This window comes from Arthrobacter sp. MW3 TE3886 (assembly GCF_041262145.1).
In the GTDB taxonomy this organism is placed as follows: Bacteria; Actinomycetota; Actinomycetes; order Actinomycetales; family Micrococcaceae; genus Arthrobacter.
Genome location: NZ_JBGCAN010000001.1, coordinates 1043324 through 1068790, shown reverse-complemented (window position 1 = coordinate 1068790; position 25467 = coordinate 1043324). Strand labels below are relative to the sequence as shown.

General features: G+C 67.7%; 21 protein-coding genes, 1 tRNA gene and 1 pseudogene. 9 read left to right on the top strand and 14 right to left on the bottom strand.

What is annotated here, in order from left to right; all coding sequences use genetic code 11:
• Positions 1 to 55 precede the first annotated feature (55 nt).
• The gene (locus ABH915_RS04965) at positions 56 to 913 is read right to left on the bottom strand and encodes an inositol monophosphatase (RefSeq protein ID WP_370118427.1); all 858 of its coding nucleotides are present in this window, start codon (positions 911 to 913) and stop codon (positions 56 to 58) included.
• A gap of 101 nt (positions 914 to 1014) precedes the next feature.
• On the opposite strand from ABH915_RS04965, the gene ABH915_RS04960 reads away from it, so the two are divergent.
• Positions 1015 to 1665 (top strand): hypothetical protein, encoded by a 651-nt coding sequence (locus ABH915_RS04960; protein WP_370118424.1) that lies wholly within the window; start codon positions 1015 to 1017, stop codon positions 1663 to 1665.
• 197 nt (positions 1666 to 1862) lie between these two features.
• Here ABH915_RS04960 and ABH915_RS04955 read toward each other — a convergent pair whose 3' ends face one another.
• On the bottom strand, positions 1863 to 2885 hold the full coding sequence (locus ABH915_RS04955) for a hypothetical protein (RefSeq protein ID WP_370118421.1): 1023 nt from the start codon (positions 2883 to 2885) through the stop codon (positions 1863 to 1865).
• 217 nt (positions 2886 to 3102) lie between these two features.
• Here ABH915_RS04955 and ABH915_RS04950 point away from each other — a divergent pair, with 217 nt between their 5' ends.
• Complete coding sequence (locus ABH915_RS04950; protein ID WP_018776027.1) at positions 3103 to 3252, top strand: hypothetical protein; 150 nt, start codon at positions 3103 to 3105, stop codon at positions 3250 to 3252.
• Positions 3253 to 3354: 102 nt separating this feature from the next.
• On the opposite strand, the gene ABH915_RS04945 is transcribed toward ABH915_RS04950, so the two are convergent.
• Genes ABH915_RS04945 through ABH915_RS04935 form a run of 3 tightly spaced genes read right to left on the bottom strand, consistent with a single transcriptional unit; the run spans position 3355 to position 7413 of the window.
• Positions 3355 to 4887: a bifunctional diguanylate cyclase/phosphodiesterase gene (locus ABH915_RS04945; protein ID WP_018776026.1), complete on the bottom strand. Its 1533-nt coding sequence runs from the start codon at positions 4885 to 4887 to the stop codon at positions 3355 to 3357.
• Positions 4877 to 5383, bottom strand: a complete 507-nt coding sequence (locus ABH915_RS04940) for a hypothetical protein (RefSeq protein ID WP_370118417.1) — start codon at positions 5381 to 5383, stop codon at positions 4877 to 4879. Before ABH915_RS04940 ends, ABH915_RS04945 begins: the two co-directional genes overlap by 11 nt.
• Positions 5380 to 7413: a glycosyltransferase family 2 protein gene (locus ABH915_RS04935; protein ID WP_370118414.1), complete on the bottom strand. Its 2034-nt coding sequence runs from the start codon at positions 7411 to 7413 to the stop codon at positions 5380 to 5382. The genes ABH915_RS04940 and ABH915_RS04935 overlap by 4 nt, the downstream gene beginning before the upstream one ends.
• 519 nt (positions 7414 to 7932) lie before the next feature.
• On the opposite strand from ABH915_RS04935, the gene ABH915_RS04930 reads away from it, so the two are divergent.
• A complete protein-coding gene (locus ABH915_RS04930; RefSeq protein WP_370118411.1) occupies positions 7933 to 9528 on the top strand; it encodes a chitinase in 1596 nt (531 codons plus the stop codon).
• A gap of 138 nt (positions 9529 to 9666) precedes the next feature.
• On the opposite strand, the gene ABH915_RS04925 is transcribed toward ABH915_RS04930, so the two are convergent.
• Positions 9667 to 10482 (bottom strand): hypothetical protein, encoded by an 816-nt coding sequence (locus ABH915_RS04925; RefSeq protein ID WP_370118408.1) that lies wholly within the window; start codon positions 10480 to 10482, stop codon positions 9667 to 9669.
• An 82-nt stretch (positions 10483 to 10564) separates the two neighbouring features.
• On the opposite strand from ABH915_RS04925, the gene ABH915_RS04920 reads away from it, so the two are divergent.
• From ABH915_RS04920 to ABH915_RS04910, 3 genes are all read left to right on the top strand, one after another.
• A tRNA-Arg gene (locus tag ABH915_RS04920) sits at positions 10565 to 10637 on the top strand.
• A 64-nt stretch (positions 10638 to 10701) separates the two neighbouring features.
• Entirely contained in the window at positions 10702 to 11208 is a 507-nt protein-coding gene (locus tag ABH915_RS04915) for a DUF6314 family protein (protein ID WP_370124936.1), read from the top strand.
• A complete protein-coding gene (locus ABH915_RS04910) occupies positions 11205 to 11615 on the top strand; it encodes an NUDIX domain-containing protein (RefSeq protein WP_370118405.1) in 411 nt (136 codons plus the stop codon). Before ABH915_RS04915 ends, ABH915_RS04910 begins: the two co-directional genes overlap by 4 nt.
• Before the next feature lie 58 nt (positions 11616 to 11673).
• Here the strand turns inward: ABH915_RS04910 and ABH915_RS04905 are convergent, their stop codons facing one another.
• Positions 11674 to 13587: an ABC transporter ATP-binding protein gene (locus ABH915_RS04905; protein WP_370118402.1), complete on the bottom strand. Its 1914-nt coding sequence runs from the start codon at positions 13585 to 13587 to the stop codon at positions 11674 to 11676.
• The gene (locus ABH915_RS04900) at positions 13584 to 15251 is read right to left on the bottom strand and encodes an ABC-F family ATP-binding cassette domain-containing protein (RefSeq protein ID WP_370118399.1); all 1668 of its coding nucleotides are present in this window, start codon (positions 15249 to 15251) and stop codon (positions 13584 to 13586) included. The genes ABH915_RS04905 and ABH915_RS04900 overlap by 4 nt, the downstream gene beginning before the upstream one ends.
• A gap of 279 nt (positions 15252 to 15530) precedes the next feature.
• Here ABH915_RS04900 and ABH915_RS04895 point away from each other — a divergent pair, with 279 nt between their 5' ends.
• From ABH915_RS04895 to ABH915_RS04885, 3 genes are read left to right on the top strand one after another with little or no spacing between them, the layout of a single operon-like run.
• On the top strand, positions 15531 to 16277 hold the full coding sequence (locus tag ABH915_RS04895) for a hypothetical protein (RefSeq protein WP_026538895.1): 747 nt from the start codon (positions 15531 to 15533) through the stop codon (positions 16275 to 16277).
• Positions 16274 to 17005 carry a hypothetical protein gene (locus tag ABH915_RS04890; protein ID WP_370118396.1) on the top strand — a complete coding sequence of 244 codons (732 nt, stop codon included), beginning with the start codon at positions 16274 to 16276 and terminating at the stop codon, positions 17003 to 17005. The genes ABH915_RS04895 and ABH915_RS04890 overlap by 4 nt, the downstream gene beginning before the upstream one ends.
• Positions 17006 to 17048: 43 nt before the next feature.
• Positions 17049 to 17792, top strand: a complete 744-nt coding sequence (locus ABH915_RS04885) for a hypothetical protein (RefSeq protein ID WP_370118393.1) — start codon at positions 17049 to 17051, stop codon at positions 17790 to 17792.
• 260 nt (positions 17793 to 18052) lie between these two features.
• On the opposite strand, the pseudogene ABH915_RS04880 reads toward ABH915_RS04885, so the two are convergent.
• The 6 genes and pseudogenes from ABH915_RS04880 to ABH915_RS04855 all read right to left on the bottom strand — a co-directional run bounded on the left by ABH915_RS04880 (position 18053) and on the right by ABH915_RS04855 (position 25338).
• Positions 18053 to 21089: pseudogene (locus ABH915_RS04880) on the bottom strand (alpha-mannosidase).
• Between the two features lie 91 nt (positions 21090 to 21180).
• Positions 21181 to 22053: a formate dehydrogenase accessory sulfurtransferase FdhD gene (gene fdhD / locus ABH915_RS04875; protein ID WP_018776013.1), complete on the bottom strand. Its 873-nt coding sequence runs from the start codon at positions 22051 to 22053 to the stop codon at positions 21181 to 21183.
• Between the two features lie 134 nt (positions 22054 to 22187).
• Positions 22188 to 23762 carry a molybdopterin molybdotransferase MoeA gene (locus ABH915_RS04870; protein ID WP_370118389.1) on the bottom strand — a complete coding sequence of 525 codons (1575 nt, stop codon included), beginning with the start codon at positions 23760 to 23762 and terminating at the stop codon, positions 22188 to 22190.
• Positions 23759 to 24046, bottom strand: coding sequence for a DUF6457 domain-containing protein (locus ABH915_RS04865; protein WP_018776011.1), 288 nt, complete (start codon positions 24044 to 24046; stop codon positions 23759 to 23761). The genes ABH915_RS04870 and ABH915_RS04865 overlap by 4 nt, the downstream gene beginning before the upstream one ends.
• 21 nt (positions 24047 to 24067) lie before the next feature.
• The gene (locus ABH915_RS04860; protein WP_370118385.1) at positions 24068 to 24739 is read right to left on the bottom strand and encodes a molybdenum cofactor guanylyltransferase; all 672 of its coding nucleotides are present in this window, start codon (positions 24737 to 24739) and stop codon (positions 24068 to 24070) included.
• 98 nt (positions 24740 to 24837) lie between these two features.
• Complete coding sequence (locus tag ABH915_RS04855; RefSeq protein ID WP_026266867.1) at positions 24838 to 25338, bottom strand: HNH endonuclease; 501 nt, start codon at positions 25336 to 25338, stop codon at positions 24838 to 24840.
• Positions 25339 to 25467: the final 129 nt, after the last annotated feature.

Below are 25467 nucleotides of genomic sequence, written 5' to 3'. Positions count from 1 at the left end.
CGGTCACCGCAGTGAAAAATGAGCATGTCCCCCGGGAGTTCCGGCAGGCGGGAAGCTAGCCGACGCCCCCGGAGCTGAGCGCGGCGCGCAGTTGCTGGACCGCCGTCGCGCCTCCCGCGATGAACCAGTCCAGCCCGTTGACGCGCACGACGTCGGTCGCGCCGCCGGCCGCCTCTACGATCGCCTTGCCGGGCAGCCAGTCCCACTCGGGGCAGCTGTGCTGGAACCAGCAGCCGAGCTCTCCGTCCGCGACCCGGCCGAGGTCGCAGGAGCCGGACCCGAACATGCGCAGCGCGGCGGCCGACGTCGCTGCCGCGTGCCAGGGCATGGCACACATCGGATCGGCCAGCCACGTCGGGTGGATATAGGTTGCCGCGCCGAGGTCGGACAGCGGCGTGTCGGAGCGTCCGGTGCCACCGGACGCAGCGGGCAGAAAGGCCACCAGTTTTTCGCCGTTGAGCGTCGCCGCCCGGGACGTCCCGCCCAGCCAGAGTTTGTCCTCCTCCGGCTGGAAGATGGCGCCGAGCCCTGCACCGGAGGAATCCTTGAGGGCAATGGCCGAGCACCAGTACGTGGATCCATGCAGGAAGTTGAAGGTCCCGTCGACGGGGTCAATGACCCAGGTCCGGCCACTGCTGCCCGCCACGGAGGCGCCCTCCTCGCCCAGGACGGCGTCATCGGGCCGGCACCGCCGAAGCTGTTCCAGGACATAAGACTCGGCGGCGTGGTCAGCGGCCGTGACCACGTCCGAGACAGAGGTCTTCTGCCGGCCCTCAAGCCCCGCCTGCCGCATCAACAGCGCCAGCGTGCCGGCCTCGCGGACCAGGGCCTCGGCCAGTTGGTAGTCATCCAGTGACGGGTCGAGTTCTGCGGTGCTGTGCCGGCCGAGCCGGTGTTTTCCTAGTTCGGTCACGCGTCCCAGACTATCGGCGCCCGTTGGCAGTGAACAGCCGGTGCGGACAGCCGGGCTGACGGCGGCGCGGAGGGGCGTGCAGGGCGGGCGATAATGGAGTCATGGCCAAGACACCCGCGCAGCGGATCAAAAAGCACGGCGCCAACGCGGCGGTCCCCCAGCACCATCTCCCTCCGGTGATCAATCCGACCACCAGCCGGACACCGCAGAAGGCACAGAGCAACAGCAACCTGATTGTCATCGCCGGAGTCGTGGCCAGCCTGTTCCTGTTCTGGTATCTGCACCTGCTCACCCTCAACCAACTCATGCAGTTGTCGGGCGGCCAGGCAATGCCCGACTCGTTGGTCGGCGGCTTTGACCTGGGATTCGTGGAGCAACTGCGCGCGGCCATGGACGCCGATGCCCGGGGCCAGCTGAACTATGTCCACAAGACGGCCGGCATGCTCTTCCCGCTGATCTTTGGCTTCACCTGGCTGCTGCTGATCGGAACCAACGTGGCCCGGAAATCCCTGCGCTGGGCGCTGTGGTCGCTGCCGCTACTCTTTGCAGCGGTCCGGCTGTGGGGCAACTCGGTGATCGACGAAATGATGTCCGCCGACACCCTCGACGGCGGTCAGGTCGCCCTGGCCTCCGGTCTCACCGTGGCCGGCTGGGTACTTCTGGCGCTGAGCGTCGTGGCCGGCGTCGCCGCCGTAATAGTTGGCCGCAAGGCAGCCGCAGCTTCCCCCACCCCGGGACATGTCCAGCCCTGATCCGCGCGGCAGGGCTATTTCCCTGCACCCGGCTTTGAACCAGGGACATGTCCATACTTGGCCGCGGCGGCGGGGCTAGTTCTCTATTCCCGGCTTCGGACGCGGGACATGTCCAGCGTCCGGCCCGGCCGGAGGACATCTTGCCATTATGTCCAGCCCTCAAGTCCAGCGGAGGGCATGTCCTCTTCAGCGCGAAGTCAGGGTACTTCGTTCAGGAACTCAAGGGCTTGCTCCGCACGTTGCGAGGCTCCCGCCTTCTCAAAGTAGTCGGCGGCTTGCAGTAAGTATTTGCGCGCTTCGACCCCGTTCCCCAAAGCGGCATGCGACCGTCCTAGAAGCAGATAGGCCTCGCCCAGTATTTGCGGCGACGTCTTTTCGGGGACCGGGAAGATGTCGTCGAGAGTATCGACCGCCGATTTCTGATCCCCTGCCAGGAAATTCCAGTGGCCGCGGTTCAGCTTGAGCAATATGTGATCTTCCTCAGTGCCGCCAATAACATCTGTGGCTAGTTCCGCGCGTTCAATGCAGCGTAGGGTGTCCGCATCCGCGACATCGGCGGCGAGCCGCATGGCAGCTGAAGCCTTATTGAACTTTGCCCAGACGGTCAGGTTCCGGGCCGGTGAAAAGGTGGCAGCGGCGAGCTCGTGATAGTGCAGCCCCTCGGCGACTTTGCTGCAAAGGAACGCGACGTTTCCAATGACCCAATAGGCCTTGCCCACCAACTGGTCATCGACTTCGCCCGAAATAATGTCGGCCATGACAAGGCTTTCCGCCCACGCTTCGTCAAGCCTCCCGCTATCAGCAAGTGCCGCAATGAGAGCCTGCCGGGCCTTGACCGCAATTTCGACGTCGTCTTCGCCGTCCATGAGGTCCGCTGCGATTCTCGCCTCATCGGCGGCCTCTTCGAGCAGACCCATGCCCCGTCGGGTCAGGGCCAGAAGGATGTGTACCTGGGCCTGAAGCTGCCGGTTCCCCTCCCAGGGTTCAGCAATCAATGTGCTGGCGAGTTCTGCGCAAGCTTCGATTTCTCCGGCGGCAATGAGGCTTTCGGCCCGGAACAACGTCATGTGCCACCACGACGACGTATCACCTTCGGCACTGGCAATATCCGCGGCCGCCTGCGCGGCGTTCGCGGCCTCGCTGAAGTCGTGACTGGACCGGAACTCGCGCGCCTGCAGCTCTGCAGCGGCGTACGAGGGTGAAACGGAACTTTGTTGCATGCCTCAATTATCCGTTGCCGCGGGAGCGGAAACGAACAAACCGCGCAAGCAAGACCTGCGCAATATTGCCTCAGGACTTCCGAAGCTTCGCGCGAATAACACGAAACCACTCGTTGCGGAGCGAATCGTTATACAGCGGCGTGTCGTTTGGCCCTATACTAAATCTGCACCACAAGTCACATGAGTCACATCAGCCTCTTACGTATCAGGAGTCCTAATGAAGAAGACCCTCGCAACACTCCTCGTCGCCGGTGCGCTGGCTGTCGCGGGAATGTCCGCCTCCGCAGCGATTTCTGCTGCAGCTGACACCTCCGGACACAGCTCAGTCGCCGCTATCGGCTGGTGGCCGGACTCCACCAAGAAGTAACGGAGACTGCATTGACAGGCGGCGGGTGTCGGAAGTGATTCCGGCGCCCGCCGTCAGTGTTTAATCTTCGTTCACCCCGCCCAACATCCACCGGGGCCGGAGCTACAACAGCTTTCCATTCCCCGCAAACAACGCCACGATCTCGCCCGCCGGCGCAGGCCTGCCAAAGTAATAGCCCTGGCCGCTGCCGCAGCCCATCTCTCGCAAGACTTCCGCCTGTTCCGCCGTCTCTATCCCCTCGGCCAGCGCCTTCAGGCCGCAGGCGTGGATGAGGTGCAGCACCGCGGCGACGAAGTCCCGCTGCTGCTCGTCGTCGCCAAGGCCGCTGATCAGGCTGCGGTCGATCTTGACCACGTTCACTGGCAGCTTCCGCAGGTAGCTGATGGAGGAATAGCCGGTCCCGAAGTCATCGATCTCAAGCTGCACGCCGAGCCGGCGGAGGCCGTTGAGCGAATACTGGTCGACGTCGCCGCCGTTGACCGCCATGGACTCGGTCAGCTCCACGATCAGGTTTGATGCATCCACGCCGGTCTCCCTGAGGATGTCCCGCACATGTTCGATCAGCTCGAGGTTTTGCAGTTCGGTGGTGGAGATGTTGACCCGGACGTTAAAGCTGCTGTCCACCTGCAGGTCCTGCTGCCATTTCCGCAATTGGCGCACGGCATTGCGCAGCACCCAGTGGCCCAGGTCCACGATCATGCCGGTTTCCTCGGCCAGGGGAATGAACTGGTCCGGCATGAGCAGACCGCGCTCGGGGTGGTTCCACCGGACCAGCGCCTCCACGCCCTCGATCCTGCCGGTCGCGAGGTCCACCACCGGCTGGTAGTGCAGGGTCAGCTGGTCCTGCCGGATGGCCTCGCGCATTTCCGTAATCATGACGCTCTGCAGCCGGCGCGCGTACAGGAGGGCGGGTTCGAAGACTTTGATGCTGCTGTGCTGCTGCGCCTTGGCCGCGTACATGGCCGTGTCGGCCTCCATGACCAGGTCATCGACGGACTGGCCGGGTTCCGCGATCCGCAGGCCGATGCTCGTTCCGCACGTGACTTTCAGGTCCCCGACGTCGAGGCTCTCGCTGAGGGCCTTGAGGATCCTGTTCGCCACCCGGCGTGCCCGGACCAGATTGGACTTCGGCAGCATGACGGCGAATTCGTCGCCGCCAAGGCGCGCCACGGTATCCGTTTCGCGGACGGCGTCCTGGAGCCGGCGTGCGATGGCCCGCAGGACGTCGTCGCCGGCGCTGTGCCCCAGGGTGTCGTTAATGCCCTTGAAGGAATCGAGATCCAGAATCAGGAGGGCCGGCGGCATCTCGCCGCGCGAGGATTCCGCCAGGGCATGGCTCAGGACCGAGTTCAGTGCCGTCCGGTTGGCGAGCTGGGTCAGGGGGTCGGTCAGCGCCATGCGTTCGAGCTCCACCTGCGCCTCGCGCAGCATGGCCGTCCGGCTTTCGACCCGCTCCTCCAGCTCCTGGTAAATGGTCTGCAGGTCATCGGCCATCAGGTTGATGCCGGCGATGACGGCGGCGACGTCGTCGCGGGCTCCCGAATGCGGGATCCGGGTGCTCAGATCGCCTCCGGCGATCCGCACGATGCCCTCCACGAGGGCGTGCAGCCTGGGGTCCGGTGCTTCATTCTTCACGGGTGTACTGCCTTAGCCACTCGACAGCCGCGGATTCTGAGGTGAAGAACTGGGCCGGGATGGTCTCGCTTCGGGACCGCAGCAGGTAGTGGGCAATGACCCGGTCCACCGGGCTCTCCCCCACCAGGGCGAACGCCGTCGCCGCTATGGAACCGCTGTAAACCTGGCGGGCCTCCATGCTGACACCGACGACGCCGGTGATCACCAGGAGCACCGGCAAACGCCGACCCGCGGCGAGCGTGCGGACGATATCACCGGCGATGCGTGCCTCCGGACCCTCGATCTCCTGGTTGGCGGGCAGCAGGACCTCGATGATTCCGCCGTCGATCATCCGCACGCCGATGCTCCGGGCGGCACCGCCGTCGGCAGGCGCCCCGTCGGTTGCCCGGGCCGCGGCCACCGCCGCCGCCCCCAGGAGGGCGCCGGCTGCCGCTGCCGTGTCCGGCAGCCCCTCCGGAAGCCGTCCTTCGGGCCCGGCCAGGGCCTCGAGCGTCATCGGACCGCAATTCGACGGCGGCGGTCGGCGGAGCCCCGGAGGTCACGGTTCAGCCGTCGGTCGCCGTGATAGAGAATCGTTTCCCAGTCGACTTCCTCAGCTGTCTTGGCTATCACGGGGCTCTCCTTCTCTTTCTTGGGCCTGGGACTGACATACAGCCAGTTAACCACCCCGAGGAAGACATCCACGGCGGAGTTGAAGACTCCGATGTAAGCGCGGATCGCGCCCGCAGCCAGGATGGCGTTGACGGAGGCGAAGGCCACGTTGCCCCAGTTCCCCACTTGCGCGTCCCGCCATACGGTCAGCAGCGAGAAGGCGACGATCGCGTACGGCGTCAGGACGTAGATCGCCGGGGCGGCGGTGCGGTCCTTGACCTTGGGCGTGCGGGCGAAGGGAATCTTGTCGCCTGTGACGGCCTGCTGCAGCGATTTCAGCACGCCCGCCAGGTTGACCGGCAGCAGCACGAGGTTGAAGCCGTAGATCCGGAGGATGTCACTGAAGCGGTGCCCGCAGTCGCGCAGGTCGCTGCCCATGGCCAGGAAGTACGGCAGGGCGGCGATGAACACGATCGGGCTCAGCAGCCGGCTGTCGTAGGGGTACGCCAGGAGGAAGACGAGGCCAAAGCTGGCCCACGCGATGGACGCCATGTAGTTCACCCGCAGCAGCACCTCCCGGAACAGGATCGCGCGGCGCTCGGACCGGTGCTGGCGGAGCTGGACCCACAGTTTGGGCAGGATCAGCAAGCCGCCGTTCGCCCAGCGCCGGCGCTGGACCACGAGGGAGCCGAAATCCGGGGGTGTGGCGCTGTAGCTGAGCCGTTCCGGATAGTTCACCAGGGTCCAGCCGTGCTGGCCGAGATCGATGCTGGATTCGGTATCTTCGATGACGGTTCGGTCCTGGATGTAAGTCCGGACCTCGAAGCCGCCGGAGGTCTCCACCTCGACGATGTCCTCCAGGGCGCGTTTGCGGATGACGGCGTTGGCGCCCACCCAGAAGGTCGCACCGTAGTAGGTCATGCCCTGGTGGAGGATGTGCTGGAGGTCAGTGGTGGCTCCGGCGACCCGCTCGATGCGGGTGGGGGCCCCACGGAAGGAGGAGTACGGCGTCTGGGTGACCGCGACGCGCTCGTTGCCCGCCGATTCCAGGAAGTAGACCAGCCGGAGGCAGTAGTCGCGCAAAAGCAGCGAGTCGGCGTCGAGCGTCAACAGATAGGTCGTGTCCGGGACGTCCATGATCTCGCCGTCCAGGTCAGGAACGACGCCGGCGCCCACCTTGCGCAGGACCACGCCGTCGGCGGTGGTTTCCTTCTGCCAGGTGTGGCCCATCAGCGAAATGTAGGCGTTGAGGTTCATGGCCTTGTTCGCCTCGTGGGAAAGGCTCGCGTACTTTTTGCGTTCAAACGTTTCGGTGGAGACGTTGAAGATCCAGGTCAGCCGGAGGTACAGCTCTTCGATCCGCGTGCGCGGCGGCGAGGTCTGCTGGGCCAGCGCAGCGTTCAGTCCCAGGAGCACCAGCCTCAGCTCGCGGGCCAGGCCCATCAGGACGAGGTCGACGAAGAACTCGTCGACGTGGTCCTCCACTGTTTCGGCAGCGGCCATCGCTTCGAGCCATTCGGCGGCTGCCTCATATTCGGCGATCAGCAGGGCCACCTCGGCCGCAGTACCGCGCCCGTGCGCCTTTGCCCGGCTGCGGAAATCGGCCAGGGCAGTGTTGAAGCGCGCGGCCGGGACGCTGAGCTCTGCGGCGATCTCGTCGGTCAGCGCTCGGGTCTTGTCCAGCCGGACCCGGTCACCCAGGTCCGAGGGATGCGGCGGGTCATCGAGCAGCAGCACCACTTTGAGATCCGGGAACTCCTGCAGCGCCGCGGACCACAGCGTCGCCCGCACCACCTGGGGCTCTTCGGCATAGGAGGGCACCAGCACGGTGACGCCCTCGGAGTACTCGGCGAAGTGCCGGTCCAGCTCGCCGCGCGGCACCCTGGCATGGTCGCGGAACCGGTACAGGGCGCCCTGCCGGGCCATCAGGTACATGAGGGCGGAAAACGTCAGAAATGTTACGACAATGAGGTAGGAAACCGTCTCAAACTGAAACCTGAAACCCGCATTGGGATTGTCAGCGAGTTCTTTCAGAATAGTGGAAATGACGTACGTTACCCAAGCCGCCAGCGTCGTGAGAATTCCCAGGCGGCCAAGGATTATTTTGCGCCGGGATGGTCTCGGATGAACAATTGACAGCGGCTCGGAACGCCGCTCTGCCCCCCATTGACGGCGCCGGACCGCACCTTTTTGTTCGGTGGTCGCGCTTTCCGAATCCAAGCGCGGCAAGACAAGCTGATCTGGCATTAGTCCCCATAAGACTGCAAAGTCGGCATATTGGCGCGCGCCTACGGCAAAACCCGCACGCCGCACCGGAATGTTCCGGTGAGTGCCCTTATGATAATGCAAGGTCAGAGGCTTGCCGGACATCAGACACCCCGGAAATTTCACGAGCTGATGCCGGCTGCCGGCGCGTGCCCGGCTGCCCAACGAAAGACGCACAAGGGGGACCCCGTGTCCGAACGATTCCCAGGCCGCAAACTATCAGTGGTCCGGCTGGGTGTACTCATCGGCGCCGTGGTGGCGGCCGCCGCCGGCGGCGTTGCCGCATGGGGCAACTTCCAGGACGTCCGGGCGGCCGAGGCCATCCCGTCCGTTTTCTCGGGATACGTCGATGTCACGGCGACGCCCCGGTACGCATTCGAGGACCCGGCGTCCAAGGAAGCTGAAAAGGTCGTGCTGTCCTTCGTGGTGGCTGATCCCAAGGATCCGTGCTCGCCTTCCTGGGGGGCCGCCTACTCCCTCTCGGACGCCGCCGCTTCGCTGGACCTGGACCGGCGGGTGGCCCGGCTTCAGCAGCTCGGCGGCACCGTGGCGGTGTCCTTCGGCGGGCTGGCCAACCAGGAGCTGGCCGTTGCGTGCACCGATCCCGCACAGCTCAAGTCGGCTTACCGGACCGTCGTCGACCGCTATCAGGTCAACAGCATCGACCTCGACGTGGAAGGCGAGGCCCTGTCCGACCCCGCGGCCCTTCAGCGGCGCTCGGTGGCCATCGCCGCGCTCCAGCAGGACCGCCAGCGCGAGGGCAAGTCCCTGAGCGTCTGGCTGACGCTGCCGGCGGATCCCAACGGCGTCACGGCGGCGGGCAGCGACGCCGTCCAGAAGATGATCACCGCGGGGGTCGACCTTGCCGGGGTGAACGCCATGACCATGGATTACGGCGGGAGCATGCTGCCGGGCCGGTCCATGTACGAGAACGCTGTGTCCGCCGCGGAAGCCACCCATCAGCAACTGACCGGCCTGTACCGGGCCGCCGGCACCGAACTCGGCAGCGGAACGGTGTGGCGCAAGGTCGGCCTGACGCCGATGATCGGCCAGAACGACGTCGCCGGCGAGATCTTCACGCTCAAGGACGCGCAGGAACTCAGCGCCTACGCCAGTGCCCGCGGCATCGGCCGGCTTTCCATGTGGTCCCTGAACCGTGACCGCACCTGCAGCCAGAATTTCCCGGACGTCACGAAGGTTTCCGATGGCTGCAGCGGCGTGGACCAGGGAAGCTCATCCTTCGCCACGATCCTTGGCGCGGGCGTCATGGCCAGCCCGTCGGCTGCGCCGTCCGCCGCGGCGGCGCAGACGCCGGTCCCGGCCGTCAGCGACAACCCCTCCACCAGCCCGTACCCGGTGTGGTCCGAGGCCACTGCCTACACCGCCGGGGAGCGGATCGTGTGGCATTCGAACGTTTACGAGGCCAAATGGTGGACCCGCGCCGACACCCCGGATAACCCCGTCCTGCAGGGCACCGCGACCCCCTGGCGCATTATCGGTCCGGTCCTGGCCGCTGACCGGCCGACGCCGCAGTTGACGGCACCGGCCGGGACTGCCCCGGCCTGGCAGCCGGCCACCGTCTACCGCAAGGGCGCCCGGGTGCTCTTCGAAGGCCGGGTGTTCGAAGCAAAATGGTGGACCCAGACCGACAGCCCCGAAGCTGCACTGCAGGGATCGCCGGAGTCGCCGTGGTCAAAGCTGCGGGACGAGGAACTGATGAAGATCATGGCCCAGGCGACGGCGACCGCCGCCCCGGCTCCCAGCGCGACGGCGCCGGCGCCCTAAGGGCACTCCCCGACGGGCCAGAGGGCCCGGGCCCTGGCCCGGCCCCTGTCGCGCGGCCCTGGGGCCTGAACCGCCGGCCTGCCCCACCGGCCCGCCACAGCCGGCCCGCCACCGCCAGCCCGCGACAGCCGGCCCGCCTCAGCGGGCCTGGGCCTGGGCCTTGGCCCGGGCCCGGGCGAGCTTGCGCACCGTGCGTTCATGCTGGACCCGCTGGGCGATGACAAGACCGGCCGCGGCGACGCCGACGGTGATGGGATAGCCCATGAGCCGCTCCAGGGTGCCGGGTTCCGGCACGTGCATGTCCGTCAGCCCGCCTGCAATGAGCGCCGCCAGGGACACAACCCCGCAGCCCAGGATGAACCACCCGAGCGGCGTCTGCCGGAGCCAAAGCCAACCGAGGACCAGGAGTGCCAGTGCCCCGGCGGCGAAGTACATCAGGGCACCGGCCACGTGCCAGGCCGATCCCGCGTCCTCGGGCACCAGCCCCACGATGACCGTTCCTGCCCCGGCCGTGCCGGTCAGCAGCCGGGCGGCGACCGCTGCCACCACCCCCGCGCCCCAGCGCGCGCGGCCGTGCGCCCGCCCCGGCACCCGGCCGCGCCTGAGGGGCACTCCGGTCCGCGCGGCGCAGCACAGGAGCGCCGAGCCGAGCAGCAGCGCGCCGACCATCATGCCAAGGCCTTGGACCACAAACGACGCGTTCATCAGCAGGTGCGCCGGCGAGCAGACGTCCCGGCCGGAGAACTCTCCACACGCCACGGCGCCGAGGTCGCTGATGTAGCCCGTGCGGCGGCTGTATGGCTCCGCTCCCGCCCAGGCGCCGATCACAGCCGCCTCGGCCACGAAATACTGCAGCACGCTCAGCTTCGCCAGGGCCCCGACGTAAAACCTGGTCGCGGCCACATCGGGGTAGTAGAGGGCTCCGGCGGACAGCTCGGCGGTTCCTGCAGTCATGCCAAGAGCGTAGTACGCGCGCTCACCTTGTATGCTTATATCCGTGTCCGACCGGACCGGCCCCGGCCGCCCGCGGATACCCGCCCTCGTAGCTCAGTGGATAGAGCACGGCTCTCCTAAAGCCGGTGTCGTTGGTTCGATTCCAATCGAGGGCACTTGAACATTCCTGCCCCGGACGAAACCCCGGACACGGGTCCGGACTTTGACCTCCGCGCCTACCTGCGCGGCTCCTGGTCCGTCGACCGCACCCTGCTGGACCGCAAAACCGGGATCAGCGGAACCTTCACCGGCGTCGTCCGCTTCACCGCCCACGACGACGGCGGCCTGTGGTGGCGTGAAGAAGGCACCGTGCGCTGGGCACCCGTGGACGGCGCACCGTTCACCGGCCCGGCGAGCCGGGAATATCTGCTGCGGCCCGCGGACACTCCCGAGGTCCTGGACGTGTACTTCCCGGACGGCCGCCCCTTCCACCGCATGGGCTTCGCCGGGCAGGCCAACCAGGACGAGCACTGGTGCGACCCAGACACCTACCGCGTGACGTACACGTTCCGCGGACCGGACCAATGCGGCTACCGCTGGGATGTCACCGGCCCCGCCAAGGACCAGCTGCTGGAGTCCGTCCTGCACAGGCTGGAAGCAACACCAGGAGCAGGACCAGGCCCAGTTCCGGATCCAAGGCCAGGCGTAACGCCGGACGCGGCGCCCGATGCAGGGCGCGCCGGATGAACCCGCGCATCGTCGTCTCCGCGGTCTGCGTTTTCGATCGCTCCGGACGTCTCCTGACCGTCCGGAAACGGGGCACGGACAAGTTCATGCACCCCGGCGGCAAACCCGAGGCCGGCGAAACGGCGGCCCAGGCGGCGGCGCGCGAGCTCCAGGAAGAAGTGGGGATCGTGCTGGCCCCGGACCGGCTGGACCTGCTGGGCTGCTGGCTGGCGGATGCCGCTAACGAGGCGGCCACCCAGATCGAGGCCACGGTCTTCACGGCGCCCGGGGTGTGGAGCGCCCGGCCGTCGGCGGAAATCGCCGAGATCCGCTGGCTGGACCTGTCCGCCGAACTGCCGGCCGACCTCGCCCCGCTGCTGACGGACCATGTGCTGCCGGCCCTGTCCGCCAAGCCGTCCGCGGGCTAGGACCGTACCGGCCAGAGGCCTCCAACACCAGCCTCCAACACCGGCCACCAACACCGGCTCAGTAGCCGGGCACGGCCTCCTGGGCGACCGCGCTGGCCTCAGAGAACTGCGTCCGGTACAGCTCCGCATAGCGGCCCTCGGCGGCGAGGAGCTCCCGGTGGGTACCGCGCTCCACGATCGAGCCGTCCTCCACCACCAGGATCGCGTCCGCCGCACGGATCGTCGAGAGACGGTGGGCGATCACGACGGCGGTACGGCCTTCGAGCGCGGCGCCCAGCGCCTCCTGGACGGCGGCCTCGTTGGTCGAATCCAGCGCGGCGGTGGCTTCGTCGAGGATGACCACCCGCGGCTGCGCGATCAGCAGGCGGGCGATTGTCAGGCGTTGCCGCTCGCCGCCGGAGAGCCGGTAGCCGCGCTCCCCCACCACGGTGTCCAGCCCATCGGGCAGGGACCGGATCATGTCTTCGAGCCGGGCACGCCGCAACGCATCCCACATCTGCTCTTCGGTGGCCTCCGGGCGGGCCAGGCGCAGGTTGGAGGCGATGCTCTCGTGAAACAGGTGACCGTCCTGCGTCACCATGCCGAGGGTCGCGCGCATCGAGTCGAACGTGAGGTCGCGGACGTCCACGCCGGTGCCGGGTGTGGTGCCGCCGAAGCGGATGGCGCCGGAGTCGACGTCGTACAGGCGCGACAGGAGCTGCGCAATGGTGGACTTGCCCGCTCCGGAGGAGCCGACGAGGGCCACTGTCTGGCCCGGTTCCACCCGGAAGCTGATGCCGTGCAGCACTTCCTCGCCACCGCGGGTGTCCAGGGTCAGCACGTCCTCCAGGGAGGCCAGCGAGACCTTCTCCGCCGAGGGGTAGGCGAAGCGGACGTCGTCGAACTCCACCGAGAGCGGACCCGGCGGGGAGGCCACCGCATCCGGCTTCTGCTGGATGAGCGGCTTGAGGTCCAGGATCTCAAAGACGCGCTCGAAGCTGACCAGGGCGCTCATGACCTCCACCCGCGCGCTCGAAAGTGCCGTGAGCGGCGCGTACAGGCGGGTGAGCAGCAGCGCGAGCACGACGACGTCGCCCGCGGCCAGCTGCCCCTCGAGCGCGAGCCAGCCGCCCAGTCCGTAGACCAGTGCCAGGGCCAAGGCAGAGACCAGCGTCAGCGCCGTGACGAAGGTGAACTGCAGCATGGCGGTGCGGACGCCGATGTCCCGGACGCGGCCGGCCCGGAGGGCGAACTCGCGGGATTCCTCGTCGGGGCGGCCGAAGAGCTTGACCAGCGTGGCACCGGGCGCGGAGAAGCGCTCGGTCATCTGGGTGCCCATGGTGGCGTTGTGTTCGGCGGCTTCGCGCCGCAGATCGGCCAGTTTGGAGCCCATCCGGCGGGCCGGGATCAGGAAGATCGGCAGCAGGATCATGGCGAGCACCGTCACAAGCCACGATTTGTTCAGCATCACCGCGAGGGTCAGCGCCAGGGCCACGACATTGCTGACCACGCCGGAGAGCGTGCCGGCGAAGGCCGACTGCGCGCCAATGACATCGTTGTTCAGCCGGCTGACCAGGGCCCCGGTCCGGGTCCTGGTGAAGAAGGCGATCGGCATTTTCTGGACGTGGTCGAAGACCTTCGTGCGCAGGTCCACGATCACGCCTTCGCCGATCGTCGAGGACAGCCAGCGCGTCACGAGGCCCAGGCCCGCCTCCGCCACCGCGACAATGGCGATCAGGATGGCCAGCCAGATCACGGTTGAGGCCTCCGCGTGGGCGATGATCTCGTCAACCACCTGCCCGGCGAGGACCGGGGTGGCGACAGCCAGGAAGGCCATCACGATGGACAGCAGTACGAAGGCGATCAGCTTGCCGCGGTGGGGGCGGGCAAAACTGAAGACGCGCTTCAGGGTCTCTTTCGAGAACGGCTTGGACCCGTTGGAGGCGCGGGTGATGTTGTAGAGGGAGCTCCAGGCGACCCGGTCCATGCTCATTTGGTGTTGCCTTTCGGGGCATCGGCGTGCAGCTCGGTGACGACGCCGTTCTCGACGTTCCAGCGCACGTCCAGGCGGACGTTTTCCAGCAGCCGGCGGTCGTGTGTGACCAGCAGCAGCGCGCCGTCATAGCTGTCGAGGGCTTCCTCGAGCTGTTCGATGGCGGGCAGGTCAAGGTGGTTGGTGGGTTCGTCCAGCACCAGCAGGTTCGCGCCGCGGGCCTGCAGCAGCGCCAGGGCGGCCCGGGTCCGTTCCCCCGGGGAAAGGGAGTCCACGGCCCGGTTGGTGTGATCGGCTTTGAGGCCGAATTTGGCCAGCAGGGTGCGCACCTCGGCCGGGGTCTGGTCCGTCAGGACGGCCTCGACGGCGTCTGCGAGCAACAGGTCGCCGGCCAAGAGGCCGCGCGCCTGGTCGATCTCCCCGACGGCCACGGACGCGCCCATGGAGGCGTCACCGGAGTCGGGCTGCTGGACGCCGAGCAGGAGCCGGAGCAGGGTGGACTTGCCGGCGCCGTTGGGACCCGTGATCCCGATCCGCTCGCCCGCGTTCAGCTGAAGATTCACCGGCCCCAGGGTGAAGTCGCCCTGCACCGCGACGGCGTCGCGCAGGGTGGCGACGACGGCACTGGAGCGGGGTGCCGCCCCGATGCTGAACTGCAGCTGCCATTCCTTGCGCGGCTCTTCAACTTCTTCGAGCCGGGCAATGCGGGACTCCATCTGCCGGACCTTCTGGCCCTGCTTCTCGGAGGACTCTGTGCTGGCCGCCCGGCGGATCTTGTCATTGTCCGGGTTCTTCTTCATGGCATTGCGGACACCCTGGGAGCTCCACTCGCGCTGGGTGCGGGCGCGGGAGACGAGGTCCGCCTTGGTGTTCGCGTACTCCTCGAAACGTTCCCGGGCGTGCCGGCGGGCGACGGCGCGTTCCTCCAGGTAGGCCTCGTAGCCGCCGTCGTACACCGCCACCGAGTTCTGGGCCAGATCCAGTTCCACGATGGTGGTGACGCAGCGGGCCAGGAACTCGCGGTCATGCGAGACCAGGACGGCGCCGCCGCGCAGGCCCTGCACGAAGGCCTCGAGCTTGGCCAGGCCGTTGAGGTCCAGGTCGTTGGTGGGTTCGTCCAGGAGCACGATGTCGAACCGGCTCAGCAGCAGGGCGGCGAGCGCCACGCGGGCCGCCTGGCCACCGGACAGGCCAGTCATTCCGGCGTCCGGGCCCACATCGAGGCCAAGGTCCGCCAGGACGGACGGGATCCGGTCCTCCAGGTCGGCGGCACCAGAGGCCATCCAGCGGTCGAAGGCCAGGGAGTAGGCGTCGTCGGAGCCCGGAGCGCCGGAGCCCAGCGCCTCCGCGGTGGATTCCATCTCCAGGGTCGCCTGGGCGCAGCCGGTGCGCCGGGCGATATAGCCCGCGACCGTTTCGCCGGCAATCCGTTCGTGCTCCTGCGGCAGCCAGCCGACAAAGGCGTCGGCGGGGGCCAGGCTCACTGTGCCTTCCTGCGGACCGTCGACGCCGGCCAACAGCCGCAGCAGGGTTGATTTGCCGGCACCATTGGCGCCGACCACGCCGACGACGTCACCGGGCGCTACGGTCAGGGACAGCTTCGAGAAGAGTGTGCGGTGATCGTGTCCACCGGAAAGGTCCTTGGCAACAAGGGTTGCAGTCATTACTTCATCCTCTCACTGCGGCCCAAAACGGACCGTCCCGACTGGGGAGAAACTGCGCGTCCCGACGGGACCGAAACCAGCCGGGCATAGAAGAACCCGCCGGTCCGGACTTGGGGGGTGTACGGACCAGCGGGTTCGACCATTTAGCATAGTTGAATTAGCACCTCACGTAAAATCCCAGCCCACTCCGTGACGCCCCCGTCACCGCCCGCCCCGATCGACGCTGCCCGACCGCATGCCAGTAGCCATACTGCCCGCCGACTCCGCAGGAAGCCCTAGATGCCACTACCCGCAAAGGCGTTCCAACTCTGGCTTCACCGCGTTGCCCCGTCCGCGAGCACGGCCGATCTCTGCAGAATCTCGGGGATCAAGCGCACCACCTTCGCGCAGCAGCTGGTGCGCGGAAAGGTAGCCGAAACCACTCTGGTCAGCATCAGCCGGGCCCTTGGCTTGAGCCCGCTGGCGGAGCTCGCGTCCTTCGAGCACTACGTGGAGCTGGCCGCCCCGCCGCAGCCGCCCACTCCGGCCGAACTCGTCAGCCAGGTTGCCACCATGGACCTGTTGCGCGCAGTCATTTCCCGGTCCTCCCCTGCCTACGGCGGCTATGGCGACCAGGGCAGCTCAATGACTCCGGCGTTGAGCCCCGCCCCGCACGCCACGTCTGTCCGGAACTGGGTGGATGCGATTGACGACGGTGAGTTGCGTCACCGGGTTTCGGCTGCCACCGGCGTGGCCCCGCAAAATTATTCGGCCCAGCTCACGGCCAACCGGCTCTCCCCGGAGCTGGCGGTCGCGACCGCCCGCGCGGCGGGCGTAGGCTTCACGGGCGGGCTCGTCGCCACGGGCCTGCTCACCGAGGCCGAGGCCGGCTGGACGCCAGGGGCGAAGCAGGCAGCCTTGGATGCCCTTTCCGACGGTGAACTTAGTTCCCTGGCCGGGGAGCGACTTCAGGCGCTCGGGAAATCGCTGCGGCGCCACGAGCAGGAGCAGGCACAAACAGAAAAGATTTGGGAGAACCTCGGATGATCGCGATCCTGCAGTGGACCACGCTGGCGCTGTGCTGCGTCGTCACGCTTGTCCGCGTGCCCAGCGTTCTCCGCGGTGAAAACCGGTCCCTGTTCTGGATCTTTGCGCTCATGACCCTGGCGATCCTGCTCAGCATCGATGCCCCTTATCTGGCCGTGGACCAGGTCCTGGGAGGCATGAACTTCGCCAACCTGGTGCTGCGCTTCGTCATCTTCGGCGGCATCTTCTTTCTTGGAATCCGGTTGGCCCGGGGCTTCAGCGCGTGCGACGCCCTGAAGCTCATCACCGGCCCCATTGGAATCGCGATCGCCGCGGCCGCCTCCCTTGCGGTGGTGGCGGTCTTCCTCATGATGGACACGGCCGGTTCCTCGGCGGGGCTGGTCGCCGTGTTCGCCAAGGACGGCCACAATGCCGCCCTGGTGGAGTATTACGGGGCCGCCGGCCGCCTGTACCCGGCATTCATCACCGCGGCCCTGTTTCCGGCCATGCTGCGGACCCTGCGCAGCGGACTCCCGGCCCTTGTGCGCTCCAGCGCCGCGTTGCTGGCCCTGGGCACCGTGGCCATCTGCCTCAGCCTGCTTTCCCCGGTCATTCCTTCGTCCCTGGGATTCATGAAGTTCGTCTTCAACTACTCGGCGGTCCTGTGCCTGGTCCTGGGACTGTCCCTGATCCGGCTGGCCAAGACACTTGCGAAGCGGGCGCCGAAGAAGCAAGCTGGCATGGCCTGACCATCTTGGGGATGAGCAGGAAAGCGACGTGGGGGAACCCGGAATGATTGCAATCCTCCAGTGGGGCACGCTGATCACTTGCACCGTGGTGCTCCTTCTCCGCGTTCCGGATGCGATCCGGGGCCGGAACAGGGCCGTTTTCTGGATCCTGGTGCTCGCAACCCTGTGCAGCCTGCTCTCCGTGACCGGCCCCTATGAGGCGATCGACGGGGCGCTGGGGGGTTGGAACCTCACCCATCTCCTCCTGCGGTTCCTCGTGTTCGCGGCCGTCCTGCTGGTGGGTCTGCGCGTGGCGACGGGCCTGGAGGATGGGCGCGGCTACCGCTTCATTGCGGGCCCGGCCGGCCGCTGGGCCCTGGCGCTCAGCGCCGTCGTCGTGGCGGTGACCTTCTTCCTCATGGACACCCGCGGGTCCTCGTCGGGCCTGCTGGGCATCGAGGACAAGGGCGGGCAGAATGCAGTCCTGGCGCCGTTCTACGCCGCGGCCGGCCGCACCTATCCTGCCTTTGTCTCCCTCGCCCTGCTGCCCGCGTTGCTGGCCACCGCCAGGAGCCAATTGCCGCGGCTCGTGCGTGCGGGGGCCCTCCTGACCTGCCTCGGCGCCCTCGCCACCGCGTTCACCGTGCCCGCCTCCTTCGCCCCGGAAGACTGGCTCCTCGCGCAGCAGACGGTCAACTATCTGGCCGTCGTGGGCTACGTCCTGGGCCTGGGCCTGTTCTGGGCGTCGGGGCTCGTTGCGAAGAAATCTGGTGACATTCGCGCAACATTCCGTAAGAACGAAACCTAGGGCATTCACAAAATCATTAGATCGTGAAAGAATCATGAATGTGTGAAAGCGGCAACCGCTTCGTGTACGGAAGTCAGCCGTGCGAAGCAGAGGCAGTCGTCCAAGCGCCATTGGGGGGATGAGTGGTAGCGGTCCGGAAGGACCGCTCCCACTCAGCCTGTTTAAGGGTATTTCCGGGTGTTCCGGACAGTGTCGTCCGGATGCCCCGACAGCGCCGGCCGGATGCCCCGCGGGAAAGGCGTGTCAGGCGGCCCGGTCTTTCAGCGCACAAACCTCAGCGTGACCAGCTGGAAGGGCCGCAGGGTAAGCTCGGCCGAATCGCGGCCTGCCGTCACTCCCGGGGCGTCGACGGGCCGTTCCAACAGATCCACGGCGTGCAGCCCGCGGACCGGGAAATTGGCCTTCACCGCGCCGTTGGACCGCTCCCCCAGCGCTTCGTACAGCCGGACAATCACATCTCCGGAGCCGTCTTCAGCGAGTTTGACCGCTTCAATGACAAGGGCCTGGTTGACGATGGTGACCAGCGGTTCCACCCCGTGCGCCCCGCGCACCACCCGCGGCGCCAGGTTGGTGCGGTAGCCCTCTTCGACGGCGTCCGCAATCGTGGCACCCGGACGGACCGTGACGTGCAACTCGTGCCTGCCCTGGTCCGCGCCGGGATCCGGAAACTTCGGTGCCCGCAGGAGTGAGAGCCGCACGGTGGTGGTGGTGCCGCCGTCGCCCTCCCGGACGTTGCGGGTGACGTCGTGGCCGTAGCTGGAAGCGTTGGAGATCGCCACCCCGTAGCCCGGCTCGGCGACGTGGATCCAGCGGTGGGCGCAGATTTCGAATTTCGCGGCCTCCCAGGACGTGTTGACATGGGTGGGGCGGAACACGTGCCCGAACTGCGTCTCCGCCGCCGACCGGTCCGCCCTGACATCCAGCGCAAAGCCCAGCTTGAGGAGCTTCTCGCTCTCCTGCCAGTCCACGACTGTGGTGATCGCAAGCGAGTCTGCACCCGCCGCGAGCGTAATCTGTTGGGTCACGGCAGAGGACCCGGCCATCCGCTCCACCACCACGACGGCGTCCGGGCTTTCGCCCTGGAGGCCGCGCTCCAGTGTCACCGACCGCGCCTCAACCAGACGGACGACGTTCCTGCGGTAGAAGGCGTCGATGTCCCACGCGTCCCACTCATTGGGCGTGTCCCGGTGCAGCTCCAGGAGGTTGCCGGCCTCGCCGGGAGCAATCGCCTCGCGTCCGGTGGCGCGGTCCGCGAGGGAGACCAGCAGTCCGTTGGCATCCACCACGGCCCGGATGATGCCATTGTCCAGGATGTAGCCGCCGCCGGCCTCGGTGACCTCTACCGGCCGCCCGGGCCGGACCGGTTCGGCAGCGGCCAGGGCCGGCACGCCCAGGCGCTCGTGCGGGGCCGCGTTGAGCAGGAATTCCCGGCTGCCGGCGCCGAGGGCCGCCGCCGCGGCGTTCGTGATGATCGCTTCCAGCCCCCGTTCGACGGCGGCGTAGTTCCGTTCGGCGTCCTGGTGGACCCACGCGATGGAGCTCCCCGGCAGGATGTCGTGAAACTGCTGCAGCAGGACCAGCCGCCAGAGGCGTTTGAGCTCCGCAGCCGGGTAGCTGTGCCCGGTCCGCACAGCCGCGGTGGCACTCCAGAGCTCGGCTTCCCGGAGCAGGTGCTCGCTGCGCCTGTTCCCCAGCTTGGTCTTGGCCTGGCTGGTGTAGGTCCCGCGGTGCAGTTCCAGGTACATCTCCCCCACCCAGACCGGCAGGGGCTCATACTCGGCCTGGGCCTGGCTAAAGAAGCTGGCAGCCGAGCCGATCCGCACCTTCGGGGATCCTTCCAGGTCCGCCGTGCGCTCCGCTGCGGCCAGCATCTCGCGGGTTGGGCCCCCACCGCCGTCGCCGTACCCGAACGGAACCAGCGACGTGCCTCCGCGTCCGTGGTCCCGGTAGTTCCGTTCAGCGTGCGCCAGGTCCCGGGCGCTGAGGTCGGAGTTGTAGCTGTCCACCGGCGGGAAATGGGTGAACACCCTGGTGCCGTCGATTCCCTCCCAGTTGAAGGTGTGGTGGGGCATCCTGTTGACCTGGTTCCAGGAGATCTTTTGGGTCAGGAACCAGCGGCTGCCTGCGGCCTTGATGATCTGCGGCAGGGCCGCGGAATACCCGAAGGTGTCCGGAAGCCACGCCTCCTGGCAATCGACGCCGAATTCGGCCAGGAAGAAGCTCTTGCCCTCGAGGAACTGCCGTGCCATGGCCTCGCCGCCGGGCATGTTGGAGTCGGATTCGACCCACATCCCGCCGACGGGAACGAACCTGCCGGCCCGGACCTTGTCCCTGATACGCCCGAAGAGCTCCGGATAGTACTCCTTCATCCACGCGAGCTGCTGGGCGGAGGAGCACGAAAAGACGAACTCTGGATTCTCGTCCATCAGCGCGACGACGTTGGAGAACGTCCGGGCGCACTTGCGGATGGTTTCCCCGGACCGGCCACAACCAGGCCGAATCGATGTGGGCGTGGCCCGTGGCCACGAGCTGGTGCGCCGAGGCATAGGCCGGCCGGGACAGGACATCAGCCAGGGCGGCCCGTCCGGCCACCGCGGTCCCGGCAACGTCGTCGGGGTCCATGATGTCCAGCATGCGTTCGAGCGCCCGCAGGATGTCGTGGCGGCGTGGCAGGTCCATGGGCAGCTCGTGCATGAGCCCGCTGAGCGTGAGGATGTCCTGCTGCAGTTCCCAGACTGCCTGGTTGCGTTCGGCGATGGCGATCCTGCCGAGGCGGTACTTCGGCTCGCTGCCCGACGTCGCTTTGTCGCCGTAGGGGGTGGCGGCGAATGTCCAGTTCTGGGACAAGTCCGGGTTGGCCGCGGCTTCGACGTAGAAGTCGACGGCCATGCCACTGCCCAGGAGCTTGAGCGGGATGTACTGGTTCCGTGGCGAGATCGCCTTGATGATGGTCCCGTCGGACCGCCAGGCAATGCCTTCGCACTGGAAGCCCGGGAGGTCGCCGCTGAAGCCGAGGTCCACGAGGATCTCCACCGAGGTGCCGGCCGAGGTTCCCCAGGCGTCCGGCACTTCACCCCGGAGCCGGAGCCACTTGGTGCTCCAGGGCCGGCCCCAGGCCGCGCCGTGTTCCTGGGGTGTGAACTCCTGCCGCAGGGCCTCGAGCACCGGTACGGGTTCGTCCGGCGCGTCCCAGCTGCTCAGTGTCAGCGGCACGCTGCGCGGGTAGACGGCCGGGCCGATCCGGTCACGCAGAAAGCGGTCCAGCCGGACTTCCGTAAGACGGCGGTCGTCGTGCAATGTGATCCTCTTCAGCGCTGGGGGGTCCGATCGATTTCCAATCGATGGATAAAACTTACGCCGCGGAGAACCTGTTGGCCAACTGTTGCCGCTAGCCGGCCGCGGGAGCCGGAACCGCGACGCGCTGCTGGCCCGCGTACACGTTCAGGCTGGTCCCGCGGCTGAATCCGGCCAGGGTCATCCCGCTGGCCTCGGCGAGCTCGACGGCCAGGCTGGAGGGGGCACTGACCGCGGCGAGGACCGGGATTCCGGCGAGGGCAGCCTTTTGGACCAGCTCGAACGATGCCCTGCCGGACACCTGCAACACGGTGCCCCGGAGCGGGAGCAGGCCTTCGCGGAGCGCCCAGCCCACCACCTTGTCCACCGCGTTGTGCCGGCCCACGTCTTCGCGCAGGCACAGCAACTCGGCCGAGCCGTCGTCGGAGATCCTGAAGAGTCCTGCGGCGTGCACGCCGCCGGTGACCTCGAAGACCTCCTGGGCGGACCGGAGGGCATCCGGGAGGGCCGCCAGCGTTTCCACGGGGACGGTCAGCGGATCCTGTGCCGGGCTGTAGTGCGAGGACTTCCGCACGGCATCGATCGAGTCCGTCCCGCAGATGCCGCAGGAACTGGAGGTGAAGACGTTGCGTCCCGTCTCGGGCCGTACGACGTCGGGCCGGAGCTGCGCCTCCACCACGTTGAACGTCTGCATGCCGTCGGCGTCTTCGCCGGCGCAGAACCTGAGCGAGACCAGCTGTTCGGGAGCCCAGATGATCCCCTCCGAGACGAGGAAGCCGGCGACGAGGTCGAAGTCATTTCCCGGTGTTCGCATGGTGACGGAGAACGACATGTTGCCGAGCCGGATTTCCAGCGGTTCCTCGACGGCAAGGACGTCCTCCCGGTGCCGGACCGGGAATTCGAGGGCCTGCGGGGACCCGTCCAGGACGATCTTGTGCACCTTGCGGCGCTGTGTCACACGACCCATCCGGTGCTCCTAAGCAACATGTTGTGCCGCTGTTTGAATCTTGCGGCAGTTTGAATCTTTGGCTGGTTCCATCATTGTAAGTGTCTGATCCTGATGGCGTGTCCCGCCCTGACGCCGGCGCTGCGGGCCAGGACTCAGCCCAAAAGGGCACTCCAGTCCACCGGCCCGTCGCTGGCCGCGGTCTTCCTGGCGGTCCGCTTCGCCGCCGGCTTCTGCGCGGCGGCCGCTGCCGAAGCGTCAGGCAGCGGCGCACCCCACGGGAGGGCGAAGGCGGGGACCAATTCCCCCAGCTGCACGCCATGGGGCGGGACCACCAGCACACCGTCGGCGGCGGCCAGGCCCCGCATCATTCCCGGACCGGTGTGCTGCGCCGGCGATGCCATGCCATAGAGCAACCGGAAGGGCATGAGCCGGGTCCGGCCCGGATCGGCGTCAATGGTCGAGCCGCAGGGCACCTCGCTCAGCGGGGGGACCGCGCCGTGCCCCAGGGCTGCGAGCAGTGGGGCCCCGATCGTGGACAGCGCCATCATGGCCGCGAGCGGGTTTCCAGGCAGGCCCAGGATGTAACGGCCGTCCGGCAGCTCGGCCAGCACGGCGGGGTGGCCCGGCCGCATGGCGATTCCGTCGATCAGCAGGCGGCCGCCGAGTTCGGCGACCGAGCGCCGGAGGTGGTCCGTTCCGGAGCGTCCCGTGCCGCCGGTGGTGATCACGACGTCGGCGGGCAGGTTTTCACCGGCCGGATCGGTGTCCTCCAGCGCCGCGAGCCATTCGGCGTAGGTGTCGCCAACTTTCACTTCTTCGGTGCAGATCCCGCCGAGCATTCCCACCACGGCGGCCAGTTGGGGTCCGAAGGTGTCACGGACCTGCCCTGGTGCCGGCATCCCGCTCGTCACGACCTCGGAGCCAGTGAAGACGAGGCGCACCACGGCCTTGCCGAGCACGGGAAGGGTATCGCTTCCGGCCAGCGCGGCGAGGGCAAGATGTGCGGGGTTCAGGACCGTGCCGCGCTTGATCAGGACGTCCCCGGCGGCGGCTTCCTCTCCGGCCTTCCTGATGTGGTCGCCGTTGCGTGGGTCCCCTGGTTTCGCGGTGCCGCCCAGCTTCAGGACGGGCAGGCCGTCCTCGTCGGCACCGATGATGCCGCTTTCGCTGCGCAACACCGCCCTGGCCCCGGGCGGGATGAGCCCGCCGGTGGCAATCGGGCTGGCCTGATGCGGTGCCAGCCGCTGGCCAGGTTCGGCCAGGATCCAGGGGCCGCTGCCGTTGACGGCCCAGCCGTCCATGGCGGAAGAAGCGTAATGGGGCATGTCCTGCTGAGCAACGACGTCCGCCGCGAGGGTCCGGCCCAGCGCGTGCCGCAGCGGGACAGGGGCGGCCGGGATGGGAACGGCGCAGTCGAACGCGAGTTGCCGGGCCTCCTGCCACGTGTGGGCCAGGTGTCTGTGCGGCTCCGCCGCGGTGTCCTCGTCCGCCGCATCCTGGCCCGCTGCATCTTGGTCCGCGGTGTCCTGGTCCGCTACATCCTGGTCAGCGGTGTCCCGGCCCCCTGCATCCTCGCCCGCAGTGATGCGGGGATCGCCGAAGTCATCTCGGACTCCGCCTCCACCGCCATCTCTGACCCCATCTCCACCGCCGTTTCTGACTCCGTCTCCACCGCCATCTCTGCCAGGGGCAGTGGGTCCGCTGCCGTCCGGGGCCGCAGCCGTCATGCCCCGGAAGTTTCGGCGGCTGCGTAGTCCTTGGCGAGCCGGCGGGCCACGGCCATCGCGGCCTCCATGGACACGGAGTCCGTGGCCTGCCCGGAGCCCGAGGCCAGTCCGGCGGCAAAGCCGGCAATGAACGTAGTCAGCGGCGCCGCCGGGCGCACCACGGAATGGGCGGCCACGCCGGCCAGGGCGAGGACCTCATTCACGTCAATCTCAACGTCGTCCAGCTCCAGGGCCTGGAGCAGGGCACGGCACCAGTCTTCCAGCGTTTCATCCTGGCTTTTCACCGTTTGCCTCCATGGTCGAGTTCAGCTGCGCAGAGCCGGGCCGGAGCCCGGACCGCCGTCGGGAATCCTGCCGGATACCCCTAGTGCGGACGCGTCATCCCAGGTATCGACGTCGTCGGTGGAACCCGGGGGAACGCGAACTTCCCGCACGTCCAGCCTAGCAAGAAGGGCGAAGACCGACGCGTTTTCCAGCCTGTTCCGGGACGCGGCGTCGGCGACGGAACGTTGTAGCACGGCCGTGCTATAAAAGCCCGCGAGCGGCTGCTTCCGGCCGTCGGCCGAGACTGCCATGACGCCGTCGGGCCCGTCCCGTTCCGGAGTACCTGCGGCAGGCGCGGCCAGCGCCTCGGCCAGGGCGCGGACCGCGTCGGCGGACCGCGGCATGTCGCACGCCAGAACCAGGGTAAAGGGCGCGGCGGCTGCGCGACGGCCTGCGCGGTCGGCGGCCAGGGCAGCCAGGCCCGCGGCGATGGCTGCGGCCGGCCCCGCGAAGGGCGGGTCCTCACGGCAGGTCAGGACGCCGCCGGGCAGGCCCCCGGGGTCGGGTCCGACGACGACGGTGCGCACCGCCGCGCCCGCTGCCCGCAGTGACCGCTCCAGGAGGGTGGCGCCGTCGAAGATAAGCCCGGATTTGGGCACGCCGCCTAGGCGGGAGGCCCGTCCCCCGGCGAGAATGATGGCATCGAACTCCATCGCTTCAGCGTAGCGCGGCGCCGGCCGCCGCCGAGCAAGCCGTGACGTGCGCCGGCAGCAATCCCACCAGTTGACCAGGCAGCAGGCCAGGAGGCGGGTCAGGCAGCCGATTCAGGCAGCAGGAACGGATCCCAGGCCGGCGTCGGCTTCTCGAGTTCCTTGATCTGCCAGATGGCGCCCTTTGGCGGGCCCGGAACAAAACCGATCTTCCAGCCCATCTCCGCCGGCGTATGGTCGCTCTTGGCGTTGTTGCACCGCAGGCAGGCCGCCACCAGGTTCTCCCAGGAGTCGGCTCCGCCCCGCGACTTGGGCTGGATGTGGTCGATGGTGTGGGCAGCCTTGCCGCAGTACGCGCAGCGGTGGGCATCCCGGCGCAGCACGCCGCGGCGGCTCACCGCAGTCATCGTGTTGTACCTGGGCCGGATGTAGCGGTTCAGCAGGATCACGGACGGGCGGCCCAAAATGTCCTGGGGGCCGACCACAGGGTCGTCCCCTTCGGCCACCACGCTGGCCTTTCCGGTCAGGACAAGGACGAGCGCCCGGCGGAAGGTGATGACCGCCAGCGGTTCATATCCAGCATTCAGAACGAGAGTGCGCATCCGCATACCTCTTCACGGCCGCACCCGCCAGCGGCACGAGGGCCGGCTGCCCTCTGCATGGTCGGGCTATGGATCGACAACACAAGAGTAAACACTCAAGTGCCGGATCACCGAATATTTTTTCGCCGG

Excerpts from the sequence above, each read along its gene's own strand:
- ABH915_RS04960 (WP_370118424.1), top strand. The coding sequence starts at position 1,015 with ATGGCCAAGACACCCGCGCAGCGGATCAAAAAGCACGGCGCCAACGCG.
- ABH915_RS04955 (WP_370118421.1), bottom strand. The coding sequence starts at position 2,885 with ATGCAACAAAGTTCCGTTTCACCCTCGTACGCCGCTGCAGAGCTGCAG.
- ABH915_RS04950 (WP_018776027.1), top strand. The coding sequence starts at position 3,103 with ATGAAGAAGACCCTCGCAACACTCCTCGTCGCCGGTGCGCTGGCTGTC.
- ABH915_RS04940 (WP_370118417.1), bottom strand. The coding sequence starts at position 5,383 with ATGACGCTCGAGGCCCTGGCCGGGCCCGAAGGACGGCTTCCGGAGGGG.
- ABH915_RS04935 (WP_370118414.1), bottom strand. The coding sequence starts at position 7,413 with ATGTACCTGATGGCCCGGCAGGGCGCCCTGTACCGGTTCCGCGACCAT.
- ABH915_RS04925 (WP_370118408.1), bottom strand. The coding sequence starts at position 10,482 with ATGACTGCAGGAACCGCCGAGCTGTCCGCCGGAGCCCTCTACTACCCC.
- ABH915_RS04910 (WP_370118405.1), top strand. The coding sequence starts at position 11,205 with ATGAACCCGCGCATCGTCGTCTCCGCGGTCTGCGTTTTCGATCGCTCC.
- ABH915_RS04905 (WP_370118402.1), bottom strand. The coding sequence starts at position 13,587 with ATGAGCATGGACCGGGTCGCCTGGAGCTCCCTCTACAACATCACCCGC.
- ABH915_RS04900 (WP_370118399.1), bottom strand. The coding sequence starts at position 15,251 with ATGACTGCAACCCTTGTTGCCAAGGACCTTTCCGGTGGACACGATCAC.
- ABH915_RS04895 (WP_026538895.1), top strand. The coding sequence starts at position 15,531 with ATGCCACTACCCGCAAAGGCGTTCCAACTCTGGCTTCACCGCGTTGCC.
- ABH915_RS04890 (WP_370118396.1), top strand. The coding sequence starts at position 16,274 with ATGATCGCGATCCTGCAGTGGACCACGCTGGCGCTGTGCTGCGTCGTC.
- ABH915_RS04885 (WP_370118393.1), top strand. The coding sequence starts at position 17,049 with ATGATTGCAATCCTCCAGTGGGGCACGCTGATCACTTGCACCGTGGTG.
- fdhD (WP_018776013.1), bottom strand. The coding sequence starts at position 22,053 with ATGGGTCGTGTGACACAGCGCCGCAAGGTGCACAAGATCGTCCTGGAC.
- ABH915_RS04870 (WP_370118389.1), bottom strand. The coding sequence starts at position 23,762 with ATGACGGCTGCGGCCCCGGACGGCAGCGGACCCACTGCCCCTGGCAGA.
- ABH915_RS04860 (WP_370118385.1), bottom strand. The coding sequence starts at position 24,739 with ATGGAGTTCGATGCCATCATTCTCGCCGGGGGACGGGCCTCCCGCCTA.
- ABH915_RS04855 (WP_026266867.1), bottom strand. The coding sequence starts at position 25,338 with ATGCGCACTCTCGTTCTGAATGCTGGATATGAACCGCTGGCGGTCATC.